The organism is Desulfosporosinus nitroreducens, assembly GCF_023897015.1.
In the GTDB taxonomy this organism is placed as follows: Bacteria; Bacillota; Desulfitobacteriia; order Desulfitobacteriales; family Desulfitobacteriaceae; genus Desulfosporosinus; species Desulfosporosinus nitroreducens.
Genome location: NZ_JAMHFY010000011.1, coordinates 35,953 through 48,655, shown reverse-complemented (window position 1 = coordinate 48,655; position 12,703 = coordinate 35,953). Strand labels below are relative to the sequence as shown.

The 12,703-nt window shown below is 43.7% G+C and carries 11 protein-coding genes and 3 riboswitches; all 11 genes read right to left on the bottom strand.

The genetic code is table 11. The features are described 5' to 3' along the window. Nucleotides 1-3: 3 nt before the first annotated feature. Nucleotides 4-1,338, bottom strand: coding sequence for a TrkH family potassium uptake protein (locus tag M8E35_RS13350; RefSeq protein WP_252469641.1), 1,335 nt, complete (start codon nucleotides 1,336-1,338; stop codon nucleotides 4-6). A gap of 27 nt (nucleotides 1,339-1,365) precedes the next feature. Further along, a complete protein-coding gene (locus tag M8E35_RS13345) occupies nucleotides 1,366-2,049 on the bottom strand; it encodes a response regulator (RefSeq protein ID WP_252469640.1) in 684 nt (227 codons plus the stop codon). Beyond that, complete coding sequence (locus M8E35_RS13340) at nucleotides 2,039-4,729, bottom strand: ATP-binding protein (protein ID WP_252469639.1); 2,691 nt, start codon at nucleotides 4,727-4,729, stop codon at nucleotides 2,039-2,041. The genes M8E35_RS13345 and M8E35_RS13340 overlap by 11 nt, the downstream gene beginning before the upstream one ends. A gap of 338 nt (nucleotides 4,730-5,067) precedes the next feature. Next, nucleotides 5,068-5,598 (bottom strand): cob(I)yrinic acid a,c-diamide adenosyltransferase, encoded by a 531-nt coding sequence (locus M8E35_RS13335; protein ID WP_252469638.1) that lies wholly within the window; start codon nucleotides 5,596-5,598, stop codon nucleotides 5,068-5,070. 62 nt (nucleotides 5,599-5,660) lie between these two features. Further along, complete coding sequence (locus M8E35_RS13330) at nucleotides 5,661-6,155, bottom strand: ABC transporter ATP-binding protein (protein ID WP_289710825.1); 495 nt, start codon at nucleotides 6,153-6,155, stop codon at nucleotides 5,661-5,663. A 350-nt stretch (nucleotides 6,156-6,505) separates the two neighbouring features. Continuing rightward, a riboswitch (cobalamin riboswitch) is annotated at nucleotides 6,506-6,692 on the bottom strand. A gap of 279 nt (nucleotides 6,693-6,971) precedes the next feature. Further along, nucleotides 6,972-7,157, bottom strand: a riboswitch (cobalamin riboswitch). An 81-nt stretch (nucleotides 7,158-7,238) separates the two neighbouring features. Continuing rightward, the gene (locus tag M8E35_RS13325) at nucleotides 7,239-8,045 is read right to left on the bottom strand and encodes an ABC transporter ATP-binding protein (RefSeq protein WP_252469636.1); all 807 of its coding nucleotides are present in this window, start codon (nucleotides 8,043-8,045) and stop codon (nucleotides 7,239-7,241) included. Continuing rightward, complete coding sequence (locus M8E35_RS13320) at nucleotides 8,042-9,058, bottom strand: FecCD family ABC transporter permease (protein ID WP_252469635.1); 1,017 nt, start codon at nucleotides 9,056-9,058, stop codon at nucleotides 8,042-8,044. The genes M8E35_RS13325 and M8E35_RS13320 overlap by 4 nt, the downstream gene beginning before the upstream one ends. A gap of 58 nt (nucleotides 9,059-9,116) precedes the next feature. Beyond that, complete coding sequence (locus M8E35_RS13315; RefSeq protein WP_252469634.1) at nucleotides 9,117-10,148, bottom strand: ABC transporter substrate-binding protein; 1,032 nt, start codon at nucleotides 10,146-10,148, stop codon at nucleotides 9,117-9,119. 17 nt (nucleotides 10,149-10,165) lie between these two features. After that, nucleotides 10,166-10,969, bottom strand: coding sequence for a tRNA (N6-threonylcarbamoyladenosine(37)-N6)-methyltransferase TrmO (gene tsaA / locus M8E35_RS13310; RefSeq protein WP_252469633.1), 804 nt, complete (start codon nucleotides 10,967-10,969; stop codon nucleotides 10,166-10,168). Between the two features lie 87 nt (nucleotides 10,970-11,056). Next, nucleotides 11,057-11,788: a Rossmann-like domain-containing protein gene (locus tag M8E35_RS13305; RefSeq protein ID WP_252469632.1), complete on the bottom strand. Its 732-nt coding sequence runs from the start codon at nucleotides 11,786-11,788 to the stop codon at nucleotides 11,057-11,059. A 68-nt stretch (nucleotides 11,789-11,856) separates the two neighbouring features. Next, nucleotides 11,857-12,402 carry an FmdE family protein gene (locus M8E35_RS13300; protein ID WP_252469631.1) on the bottom strand — a complete coding sequence of 182 codons (546 nt, stop codon included), beginning with the start codon at nucleotides 12,400-12,402 and terminating at the stop codon, nucleotides 11,857-11,859. A 156-nt stretch (nucleotides 12,403-12,558) separates the two neighbouring features. Further along, a riboswitch (molybdenum cofactor riboswitch) is annotated at nucleotides 12,559-12,691 on the bottom strand. Nucleotides 12,692-12,703: the final 12 nt, after the last annotated feature.

Below are 12,703 nucleotides of genomic sequence, written 5' to 3'. Positions count from 1 at the left end.
CTCCTATCCAATCATGATTCGTTCATCCGGATATTTAATGTGGGCTGCTTGTTTATTTTTTTTCTGTGAAAGTACAAATGCCAAGGTTAACGGCCCCAACCGCCCTATAAACATCGTTAAAATAATCGCCATTTTACCAACCTCGGAAAGCGTGGGCGTGATTCCTAGAGAAAGGCCTACCGTCCCAAAGGCAGACGTTACTTCGAAAAATACGGTCATTAAATCTGAGTTTTCCGTGTGTGAGAGAATCGATAATATTATGAAGACCAAAAATAGGGCTGAAGTCGTAACTGCCCAAGCTTTCTGAATCACATCCCTGGGTAAAGTCCGCCCCTTGAAGACTACCTGAGGATCACTGCGATAGGTACTCAACACAGATAAAGCGATCGCTATAAACGTTGTTGTTTTAATTCCTCCGCCCGTTCCCCCGGGAGAAGCTCCAATAAACATGAGCACAATCATGGAGAGTAAGGTTGTGTCATACATACCCGCTATATTGATGGTATTAAATCCTGCAGTCCGAGTAGTAGCCGATTGGAATAACGCCGCCATAACCTTTGTCCCTAAGGGGAGTGGCCCTAAGGTATCTGGATTTGCAAATTCCATGATCAAAACAATCACTGTCCCTAATAGGATCAGGACTCCGGAAACCAGTAGGACTATTTTCGTATGAAGTCTAAACTTTTTCCGGTGTGCCAGTAGATCCGCCATAACAATAAAGCCCAATCCTCCGCAAATAAATAAAATCATGATGGTCATATTAACGACGGGATCTCCAACGAAAGCAGTAAGACTAGTAAAATTACCCATGATATCGAACCCCGCGTTATTAAACGCTGAAATAGAATGAAAGAAACCATAATAAAGCGCTTTACTAAAGCCAAAATCGGAATACCAGTGTATGGTTAGAATAAGGGTACCCATCGCTTCAAAAGCAAAGGAAATCAGCAGGACAGACTTAGTTAATCGAACGATCCCTTCGACTGAAACCTGATTTAGCGCCTCTTGCAACAACAATCGTTCTTTAAGGGTAATTTTTTTTCCTAAAATCATGGCGAACAAGGTGGCAAAGGTCATAAAACCAAGTCCACCCACTTGAATCAAGAAAAGAATGACCCATTGCCCAAAGAGCGTAAAGGTCGTCGCTGTATCCACAACTACTAACCCTGTAACACAAACTGCCGAGGTTGCTGTAAAGGCGGCATTCAATATAGATAAGCCCAATCCATCCTGAGTTGCTTGAGGTAAGGTCAGTAATATCGCCCCAAACAGAATAAGAAGAGCAAATCCCAAAACTAAAACTCGAGATGGTGACATGATTTTACCTAATGCGTTCAATCCCTTTTCCCTCCAACTAAGTCAGCATTACAACAAACGATATCCTACCCCTGGTTCGGTAATAATATGCCGTGGGCGGGATGGGTCACGTTCCAGTTTTCGCCTTATCTGACCAATATATACGCGTAAGTACTGTACTTCTTTCTCATAAGACGGTCCCCATACAGTACGAAGTAAATAACTATGGGTCATAACTTTTCCTGCGTTAATCGCCAGATTTTTTACGATCTCATATTCCGTTAAGGTAAGCTTAATCTCGTGATCATCCCTTGTGACCCGGCGATGTAATAAATCAAGGGTCAAGTCTTCAAAATGCAAAACCGGCTGTTCCTCTACCCTGACAGTGTGACGCATGGCCGCTCGAATTCGAGCTAACAATTCCCCCATACCAAAGGGTTTCGTCACATAGTCATCCGCACCCAAGTCTAAGGCCGTAATTTTATCACCCTCCTGTTCTTTGACCGAAAGAATGATAATTGGCACTTTAGTCCATTCTCGCAACTGACGCACAACGTCTAGTCCATCGATATCCGGCAGCCCTATATCAAGGACTACTAAGTCCGGGCTGAACATCGCGACTGTCTCAATACCTTCTCTCCCCGTCTTAGCGTCTTTTACAACGTATCCGTGACTGGTTAAGGCCACCCGTAAAAAACGCCGGATCTGTGTATCATCATCAACAATCAAAATTCGTTGACCTTTATTTTCCATCTTGCTCTCCTTTATTCATCTCAGGAACAACACCGAGAAATTGGTCGGTTATAGGTAAGGTGAATGTAATTGTCACACCACCCAGTTTATTGTTTTCGGCCCAAATCTCACCGCCATGAGCTTCAATAAGTCCTTTACAAATTGCCAAACCGAGCCCCGTTCCACTCACTTGCAGAGGGGAACTAAGTCGATAAAACTTATCAAAGACCTTGCTTAAATCCGCTTCAGGAATGCTATGGCCCCGATTAGCGACCACAATCTCTAACTGCTTTCCTTGTTGCCGAATCGCTATCATTATTTTGCTAGCGGCTTCGGAGTACTTAAGTGCATTATCCAGTAGGTTGATCAACACTTGCTCTATCAAAATCCCATCTGCTTGCACCAAAGGTAAGCCTTCCTGGATATCAATGTCTAAAGGCCGTCGAGTTAAGGCGTCTCCAAGCCTATTAATCGCCACTCCAATGATATCTTGAAGATCGCACCATTCTTTATTTAATCGAAGCATACCACTCTCCAGCCGTGCCATATCTAATAAGTTACTAATAAATCGATTCATTCGCTCTGCCCCATGCAGAATCGTTTTCAGCAACTCCTTGCGGACCTCAGGGCTATAGACGACATTTCGATCTTCTAGAAGTCCGGTGACGGCCCCAATAATGGAGGCGAGAGGTGTCCGTAAATCATGAGAAAGTGAATTAAATAGCGCTGTGCGTAAACGTTCAGACTCTACTAAGGAAAGGGACTCTCTGGCTTGTTCCGCTAATTTAACTCGATTGATGGCCATGGCAGCTAATCCCGTAAAGGCTTCTAATAAGCGGATTCGGTCAGGGTCAAAATGTTCTTTACGTTCATTGCTATAAATCCCAAGAACTCCTTGGGTTCCCTGTTCTGTACTCAGTGGCAAATACAGGGCCTTAGCAGTGCCTAAGGTCTCCGTTCCTATGCCCGCTTTTTGTCCCCTTTCATAGACCCAGGTGGCAACTGAAAGTTCACTGTTATCTAAGAAACTCTTAAGTCCAGAGTCTTTTCTCAGCACCAATTGAGCCTTTTCATTAGGTAAAAGCAACATAACTTGCCCCTCCAACGTTTTGGAGATATTACTAACAATACAATCTAACACAGCATCCAGGTTATCGACTGCTGCGATATCTCGACTTAGAGAATAAAGTGCTGAAATGCTGCTCTCGCGCTGCCGTGAATAATTCACTTGTTTTTTCAACCGATCTGATAGAGTTCCGGTAATAAAACCCACTAACATAAAAATAGCAAAGCTGATTAAATACCGGAGATCAGCAACCGTAAATTTAAAAATGGGAGGAACAAAAAAAAGATCAAAGGCAATCGTCCCCATTAACCCAGTTGCGATAGCGGGAAGAGTTCCCCAGCGGGCCGCACTAATTAGAATAGGGAGAATATAGGCCAAAGAAATATTAACCAATCCTAAAAACGGACTTACTAAGTTAAAGACTAACGTCATTACCATCACCATCAAGCTAGAGACCAGATAAGGAAAGATTTTTGGAGAAGCCCACCGTTGGGTATTAGTTCCTGCTTCTTCCCCATTTTTCACTGCCTGAACTTGAGCTGGTCCTGTTGTCTCTTGTTGGCGCCCAGGGATAACATGAATACTAATGCCCTGACTTTGCCGAATCACTTTGTCCACGACCGACCCATTAATTATCTCCCAAAAACGCGTATGTTCAGGTTTCCCAATAATTATCTGGGAAACATTGCGTTTTCTAGCTGCCTCTAAGATTGATTCTGCGACACTGTCTCCAGTCAGTCCAATAATCTCTGCTCCCAGTTCCTCTGCCAAGCGAAGATTTTTAGCCATTGAATCTTTCTCAGCCTCACTGCCTGGAAACCGTCGCAGAGTTTCGACATGCACGGCAAATAATTCTCCTTGTACCTTCTCTGTCATTCTTTTTGCAATCCGAATCACCTGAGCTGAGAAGGGGCTGGCACTTATACAAACCAAAATCTTTTCTCCCGTTGGCCATGGTCCATTGATTCCATGGACTCGTCTATAGGATTCTAGCTGGCGATCCACTCGTTGAGCTGTATAGCGAAGGGCTAACTCCCTCAGAGCGTTGATATTGCCGGGACGAAAGAAGTTTTTGAAACCCTCTGTTTCTCGGTCGGGAACATGCACCTTACCATCTTTTAATCTTTGAATTAACTCCTCGGGCGGGATGTCAATCAGCTGAATCTGGGACGCCGTTTCTAAAACTTGGTCGGGAACTGTCTCCCGTACGGTAACCCCTGTAATTTGGATTACTATATCATTGAGCGTCTCTAAGTCCTGAATATTCAAGGTAGTGTAAACGTTGATTCCCGCTGACAATAATTCTTTGACATCCATGTAACGTTTTTTGTGCCGAGATCCTTCTGCGTTAGAGTGGGCAAGTTCGTCAATCAAGACAAGTTGAGGACGTCGTTTCAAGACTGCATCCAAATCCATTTCTCGAAGAATCTTACCCCTATGGTCTTGAGATCTCCAGGGAATGACCGTTAAACCTTTGAGCATCCCCTCGGTATCCGCTCTGCCATGAGTTTCTACAAGACCCACAACCACATCTATACCTTCCGACAATCTGCCTAAGGCCGCTTCTAACATCGCATAAGTTTTCCCAACCCCTGACGCTGCCCCTAAAAAGATTGTAAGTTTTCCCTTTGCCATTAACATCACCCTCGTAAATTCCACCTACATCTCTATTGTCTAACAAACCCAACTTTTAATACAATTTAGCCTTATTATAAATCTATTCTCCATATAAAAGTATAAAGAATTAGGAAAAGGCTATAAAGAAAATATAAATATTTTATTTATAAGCTTAAGGCAAAAAATAGATTTCGCCGCCATTGAGACTTCCGCTTCGAATGCCAATCGGAGAAGGGAAGGGGGCAACCTTTACCAAGAGCCCACCCTACTTCAAAGAAGTAAAAAGCAACGGGGCTGTAACAAACTTAAAACAAGTTCTGTTATAGCCCCATTGCTTTTGTTAGTATCAGCTAATCTTAATACTCAATTCCCTCCCGCGCTATTATGCCCTTGGCCATGGGATGTTTGCGGGCAGTGATTTCCGAGACATAATCAGCTAACTCGATCAGCTTTACTGGGGCATCTCGCCCGGGCAACACCAGTTCGAGTTTTAGTGGTTTGTTCTTTACAATCTCGACTACTTCTTCAAGTGGTAGGTATCCATAATTCACAGCAGCCATAATCTCATCCATGATGATCATGTCCCATTCCTCGCTCATGATTGCTTCCACAATATAGTTCAGACCAATCCGCATTTCTCTTTCCAGCCCGCTTTTTTCTTCATCAGTCATATTCCAAACGAATTTGTCATTTTCCTTGTATCGAAAGAGTTGAAAGCACGGTTCTAAGGTGGCGATGACCTTCATTTCCCCGGTATCCCATCCTTTTAAAAATTGAACCATCAGGACCTTAAGTCCCTGTCCATAGGCCCTAATTCCCAACCCCACTGCGGCAGTTGTCTTTCCTTTCCCTGCACCAGTATAAATATGGATAAGTCCTTGTTGCATGCTTACATCTCCTTCCTCTTAACTTCAAACCGTATCTTTATCTATTTCATTCTTAGGATTCTCTATGGAACACAGGTATCCAATACAACAAAGGCTTTGATCTCCTCACCCTTATAGGGCACTGGCAAAATCTTTGCACTAATTCCGAAATACTCTTCAATTCTTTTTTCCGTAATAATTTCTCTAGTCCTTCCGAACAAATAAGATTTTTTACCCAAGAGCAGCGTAGTATCAGACAGACGCAGAGCATGTTCCGGGTAATGAGTATTGATAATACAAGCTAGGCAGCGTTCTTTGACCAATCTCCTAATAAGATTTAAGATCATAAATTGATTCCTAAAGTCCAAGTGTGATTCTGGTTCATCTAGAACCAGCACCTTAGGTTCACTGGCTAAAGCTCTGGCAATGAAGACAAGTTGCAATTGTCCGCCGCTTAAATGATTACACAACTTGTCTCGAATGGAACTGATGCCTACTTCATCAATTGCCTCATCTGCTATTTTTTTATCCTTTCCCGAGGGCACAGAGAAAAGCCCAATATGCCTAGCCCGACCCATGGTTACAAGTTCTCTGACCGTATAGGGAAAACATAACTAAAACAGAGAGCAGTAAAAATGAAAAAACAACCGATGCAATACAAGTTTTCTTATGGAAAAATGAATATATGATCAGACCACTCCTTCAACATATTTTGTAACCTCTTTAGATTTCAAAATGATCTCAATGCTGGAACGGCGCACAATATTACGATGAGTTGGCCCATTTCTGATTCATTATCAATTTGATACATCTCGCAAAAATAAGCCACTCCATGCAAAAAGCCTCTCAACCGATTGGTCAAGAGGCTTAAAATACTGATAAACATTTGCTCATCACTAATAATACCTCCTCTATCGCTCGTAGAGTTTCGGCTTGCATCATTTAGGCAGGTCTTCTGACTCTGGATCATCAATGGTTCATACCTTCCCGGACTCGTCCAGTGGCATCTAATGAGCCATTTCCCCATCACAGCGGCGGGACCATGCAGGAATTACACCTGTTTCCCTTTTAAACCGAGGTTCTCGAACTTCGGTACCTAAATTCCCTAAGTATTTAGTTTTATGATATCTAGTGATCATCGACACCTATAAAAAAATAAAGAGACAACCTCACATCACTAATCCTGAAGACAGCAATGTATCGGTTGTCTCGGACGGCGCGTTCTCCTCCGCTTTCAAGTTGCATTCGCATTTTTGTAAGCAGATCCCACTTGAACAAGACATTGACCCTGCAGGTCAGTTTCCCTCTGGAAACCTTTTATGTACATTTAATAATAGATAAAGCCCTTCAAAATGAAGGGCCAAATTAACAAGTCCCTCCACCCATCCATCGTGAGTAAAGCATCCAAGCAATCAGGTCTCCTGGCTCAGGATCCTCATTTACTGCCTCCTTCCCAAGTTTCCTCAGTGGATGTGTGGCAGAAACTCCCCGTTACAGTGGCGGGACCGCGCCGGATTTACACCGGCTTCCCTGTTATGATTTCTCTGCTATAGAAAATCACTTGCTCATTTATTTAATAAATTAAACTTAACACAAAACCACAACTCGGTCAAGCATACCCTTTCGGGTTATCAGGGTTTCTCGCATCTTGCCAAGACTCGCTAACAAACCAAGGTTTGTTCTACCGCGCCCATGACAACCCCCTTAGGCACTACCACTTGCATTCCCCGGGAAGTAAGATCAGTCTGAATGTTATTTCCGTATATTGCACTAAGGTTGATATCTGTCAAAACTTCAATCGTTGGCCCTTGGCAAACAAGACGCCCCTGTCGCATTAGAACAATTTCATCGCAGTAATAAAAAGCTAGATTAGGGTCATGTAAAGTGATAAGCATAGTGATGCCATGCTGTTTAGCTAATTGTCGCATTAAAGTCATCATATGATGTTGATTAGAAAAATCCAGATGTGAGTTGGGTTCATCTAAAAGCATATAAGGCGCATCCTGAAAAAGTGCTCTTGCCAATAGCACCAATTGCTGTTCGCCACCAGAAATCCCATTATAATCGTGATCCAGCAGATGCTCTATCCCAATTAGTTTAAAAACCCCTTTAGCCCGCTGCCTTGCGACTTCCCCAGGCGCAGACCAAGGATTCAAACGCGCCGCCTCTCCCATCAATACCACCTCTAGACAAGGATAATTAAAAGGAGCACTAGTGCTCTGAGGCACGACACTAACCATACGGGCAATCTCCACCCTTGACAAACTCGCAATATCCTGTCCCCGAAGATACACCTGCCCTTGAATAGGTTTGATTAACGCATTTAGGCAGCGCAGCAAAGTGGTTTTTCCCGATCCATTTCTACCCAATAGGGCGCAGATCTTGCCTTCCTCTACACGCATGCTGACATCTCGCAAAATAGGCTTCAAGCCATAACCAGCTTCTAAATTTCGGACTTCAATACTCATTTTCCAACCCATTCCTTTCTTTGGTGCAATACCAGATATCCCAAGAATGGTGCTCCCAAAAGTGATGTCACAATGCTGATGGGTATCTCCGAACTAAAAAGAGAGCGGGCTAGTGTATCCATCAAAAGCATCAGCGAAGCTCCTAGTAAAGCCGAAGTAAAGATCAGACGCCGATGTTCCGAACCGACCAAAGATCGGGCGATGTGAGGCACGACCAAACCGATCCACCCAACGACTCCACAGGCAGAGACGGAAATGCCTACCATTAAGGTGGTAATGGCCACGTAAATAATCCGCCATTTAACCACGTCCACACCTAAGGAAAGTGCCTGTTCATCGTCCTGGGACATGATATTCAAACGCCAACTAAATGCAACAATCAAAGCAGTGCCAATCATGGTGACTAGGAAAACGCTCCATACTGAGTCCCAGGTTGCTGTCTGAAAACTTCCCATGAGCCAAAAGACGATTTGCGCTAGCATATCGTAAGTATTTGTTAAATATTTCAAAACAGAAACCCCCGCTTGGAAAACTGCCGAGACGATGATACCGCCTAAGATCAACACTGCAGTAGACTGATCACGGCTTTTAACCGCTAGTACGTGTACGCATAATACCGCTGCCACCCCAAAAAGAAAGGACGAAAATTTTATGGCGAGGCTTAAAGGAGGAAAAAACATCAAAGCCAACACCGCCCCGAAACTTGCTCCAGCTGTAACTCCCAGAAGATCTGGCGAGGCCAAGGGATTGCGGAAAAGCGCCTGAAACACTGCCCCAGAAACTGCTAGGGCGCTTCCCACCGTGAAAGCTAGGACGATCCTTGGCAAGCGGATTTGCCAAAACACACTTTGCGCTTCGGGGGAGGGGGGAACCATCCCCCCTCCTAACCCTATCTTAGTCAATAGTATCTGCACCATCTCCAATGGAGAAATAGCATAACGCCCTGCACAAATTGCAATTAAGATGCATATTACCGGAAAAGTCAGTGTTAGGAGTAAAGCTTTTTTCTTCATAAATATTTGCTCCTTGTCAAGCGTTCCGGCACTACTCAGTATACCTGCCAAATCACAACTAGAGTTTCCCTCCCAAGTCCGTATAGGTATTGCCCATATAATTCTTATAATAGTCATCAGTGAACTTCTTAATATCAATGTCCGTAAATTTATCCCCATGCATTGTGTTAGCCAACCACTGGATTCCCAAGACGCTTTGAGGAGCGGGGAAATCCCACCAACCAAGGTTAGATGGAAATATAAAGACTTTTTTGTTTTTGATGGCGTTCAAGGAAGCCAAAGCAGGATTATTCAACACCTCGTTCACACCGTAAATTCCTTTGGATGATCCCAGAAAAATATAATCGGGATTCCATTTCACCAATTGTTCGGGAGATATTTCCGCCCAAAGCCCCACAGCATCTTTGGCTACATTAACGCCTCCCGCAATCTCCATCATGCTGTTGGCCGTCATATCTTTAGTAGCAGCCGTATAAATGCTCTTGGGTCCAGCCATCAACACCTTGGGTTTCTGGTCGGCTGGTAAATCTTTTAAACAATCCTTGATATTACTAACAGTATTTTGGCAATAGCTTACATACGCTTCAGCCTGTTGATCAGCACCCAGGACTTTACCCATTAGCTTAACCGCTTGATAGCTTTCATCCAGGGTTTCTCCTTTTAATGCTATTACTTTGATACCCACATCGTTAAACTGCTTGATTAAAGCTTGATCAAAATCAGCATAGACAAAAAGCAGTTGAGTCTTTAAAGCAAGTACTTCCTCCACCGAACCATTATTTCTAAACGCCGGCATCGCTGCATATTTGGGGTCAAGCTTAGATTTTCCTTTGCCAGCCTCACCCATCAGCCCCTGATGTACCATCTTATCTTGCTGCCCTAGGGCATACACCAAATGCCCCATGTACTTTGATGTAGCGATGCGCTGCAGATTTTCAGGTATTTCCACCTGACGCCCCAGCATATCGGTGATGACCAATTTTTCTTTCTGGGGCACCTGCGAATTTTCCACTACAGGCTTGGACCCTTGACTACATCCCGTTAACACTAACGACAATATTAGAATCGATAGCAAAACATATCTTTTCATCCAAATTCCTCCTTTTGTTATTCTATTTCTTCCATAGCTACCTCGAAAATCTGGTAGTCTGGCAACCCCCAAAACGCTTTTAGATCTAACTCTCGAACGCCTGAAATAGATAACCGCCGATTCCCTTTAATCCAGATACTATGTTTAATAAAAGATGAACAAAACTCGAATCTTGCAGGATTCGCAAGTCTTGCCCTACAAAGCCCTTGAATAGCATCGGCCAAGCAGGTAGAACCGTAGACTTGAACCTGCACATCTGGAGATTTTATATATCCCAGCAGTTTATCCGCAATTAGCGCCATCCGAACGGCAAGCAATAGATCCGGGCATGTTTCGCCGTGATGGGTTAGTGCTTGTTTGAGCAAAGTCTTCTGAAGAGCGTTTACACTAAGAGGGGATATTTGTGGTGTTCGCGGTGAAAATACTGTATCATGCTCGAAGTAAGGTTTAATATCAATAACAAGCGTCCCATCAATCGCATCCATATCAGCCACATATAGCGTATACTCCTGAATCCGATCCAACTTAACCAAGGTTAGAGCTACCGGATTAGGGCGAGACGGTGAGCGTAAAGCGAACACTCCGAATCTATGAGACAAAGGATTGACTTTAGATGGTACTGCGGTAGTGACGTCGCGAGGCGCTTGATGAAACCAAGTCAAAATCCATAAGTGAGAGTATTCTTCGATTCTCTCCAGTGCTCCGACATATGGTGGAAATACCCTTATCCCTGCCTGGATTCCATTTGTGGGCATGTCATCACGATTTGTTATCGATGATTCTACTATCCCGATGGGATTAAGTGTAATAGACTTTTCCACTAAGTACACTCTCCTCTTCAAGCCTTATTATTTAGTGGGCTTAATTTGAGCTAGTAAAGGTTTAGCTTCCTTCGTCTGAAAGAATGATCAGACCGTGACAGCAGTCCTTGAATTTGTAGTATCCTTCTCTTCCGAGCTTGATATTTTGACCATACTACAGCCATGCTGAAATATCGCCATTCCACCTCCACCCTGCCGAACAAAATTCCACACCTTGGAATCAGTAATCACAGAACCGGCTAAAGTGGAAATACCAAATGAGAAAAGCCGAGGAGTTAAAGGCGTGCTTGGCCCCACTAGAATCACAGTGCTATTTTTGGAAAGTTCCAAGAGGCGTGGAAGGGTCTTGTTAATCAGCGTAGTCCCAGTGATTAGGACATAATCTTGAAGTGGCAGTAGGTATTCGCAGGCTGGATCTGGAAAGTCTTTATGACCTGGTCGCCGTTCCAAGATAGACAATTCACATATCTCACTCAAGGACTCCAGATCGGGAAAGTGTCCGATCACTGCGACCTTCTTACTAAGGAATAGATGGCGGTAATATTCAAAGGCGTTGGATCGTGGATGGCTACTCACAGAACGACCTGTCAGCTGTTTGACCCTTTCTTCAGTATTCAGTGCAGAATTTATTGCGGCAAGAGCTAAGGCCGCCTCGAAGTTGTTCCACGATTTAATATACTGCGCCAGTTCTTGAACACCCATACCTACAATATTGCCTGCCATATTGATTGAGCCATGCCCTTCCAAAGGAGTCATAGCAATACCTGTGGCCTTTGATTTTACCAAAATCCAATTAAGCCCAATACAACAATCGCTCACTTTTCAAGTCTTTGGGAACTGCATCAATAAGTTCGTCATAAATCTCCCACATAAGTATTTATCTCCTTTCAGATATCTTGGTAATAAGGTTTATTTACACATGCTTTGCAAAACGTCTTGCTATCTACAGCTACTTCCCGACGATCTAAAACTATCTCACCACATTTTTCACATACCACATTATGTAAGGGCTTTCCGGGCAAATCTTCCGGGGGGATACTGATAAACACTTTCTTCCACAGAAATAATTCTTCATCCTTAAAACTCTGCATAAAAACTACAGGGTCCTCACCTGGTTGGGGATAAGCTACAATCTTTGGCGATACCCTTATAGCTTCATTAGTTGCCAAGTTAACGAAGGTTGCTGCCATTTTCCCATAGTCGACGACCTTTAATCTCCTTCGACCAAGAGTACATCCCGTTACAACACTCACGGCATCCGTCGCGCACCGATCCATTTCTACATACACAATTGAGTCACGAAAACTTAAGGGGTCATCTATACCCAAGATTTGCATGCCGTGGCGAGCCATCCTCACCCCCAGTACCATACCCATACAGAGGTGACCATGATAAGCAACAGCTGCTTGGAGATCCTCATCCAAAGAACGCATTCTTTTTCCTCCTTTCAGAATGTCCTTTTTTACGTATAATGAATCTCTTCATTAATATGTCGATGCCTATCCACATTTGAAATATTTCGCGCCCCTCTTAATTGGCATAAAAAACAGCTCCACCTATAGAAAGTGGAGCCATGCCAAACAAAAGCCTAGCTGGCTTGGCCACCTCCTTTTCAATAGTGAAGGCATATCCGTTTCCGGGTACACCCTGAGGGCTTAAAGCCCTAGCCGGTTACCATAGATTACTCATTAGGTTTATTCCGGCTCGGAGATAAGGTAATAAAGTTTTTTGTGA

Coding starts and splice junctions, on each gene's coding strand:
- M8E35_RS13300 (WP_252469631.1), bottom strand. CDS start 12,402: ATGCGTTCTTTGGATGAGGATCTCCAAGCAGCTGTTGCTTATCATGGT.
- M8E35_RS13335 (WP_252469638.1), bottom strand. CDS start 5,598: ATGCAACAAGGACTTATCCATATTTATACTGGTGCAGGGAAAGGAAAG.
- M8E35_RS13340 (WP_252469639.1), bottom strand. CDS start 4,729: ATGGCAAAGGGAAAACTTACAATCTTTTTAGGGGCAGCGTCAGGGGTT.
- M8E35_RS13325 (WP_252469636.1), bottom strand. CDS start 8,045: ATGAGTATTGAAGTCCGAAATTTAGAAGCTGGTTATGGCTTGAAGCCT.
- M8E35_RS13330 (WP_289710825.1), bottom strand. CDS start 6,155: ATGGGTCGGGCTAGGCATATTGGGCTTTTCTCTGTGCCCTCGGGAAAG.
- M8E35_RS13345 (WP_252469640.1), bottom strand. CDS start 2,049: ATGGAAAATAAAGGTCAACGAATTTTGATTGTTGATGATGATACACAG.
- M8E35_RS13320 (WP_252469635.1), bottom strand. CDS start 9,058: ATGAAGAAAAAAGCTTTACTCCTAACACTGACTTTTCCGGTAATATGC.
- M8E35_RS13315 (WP_252469634.1), bottom strand. CDS start 10,148: ATGAAAAGATATGTTTTGCTATCGATTCTAATATTGTCGTTAGTGTTA.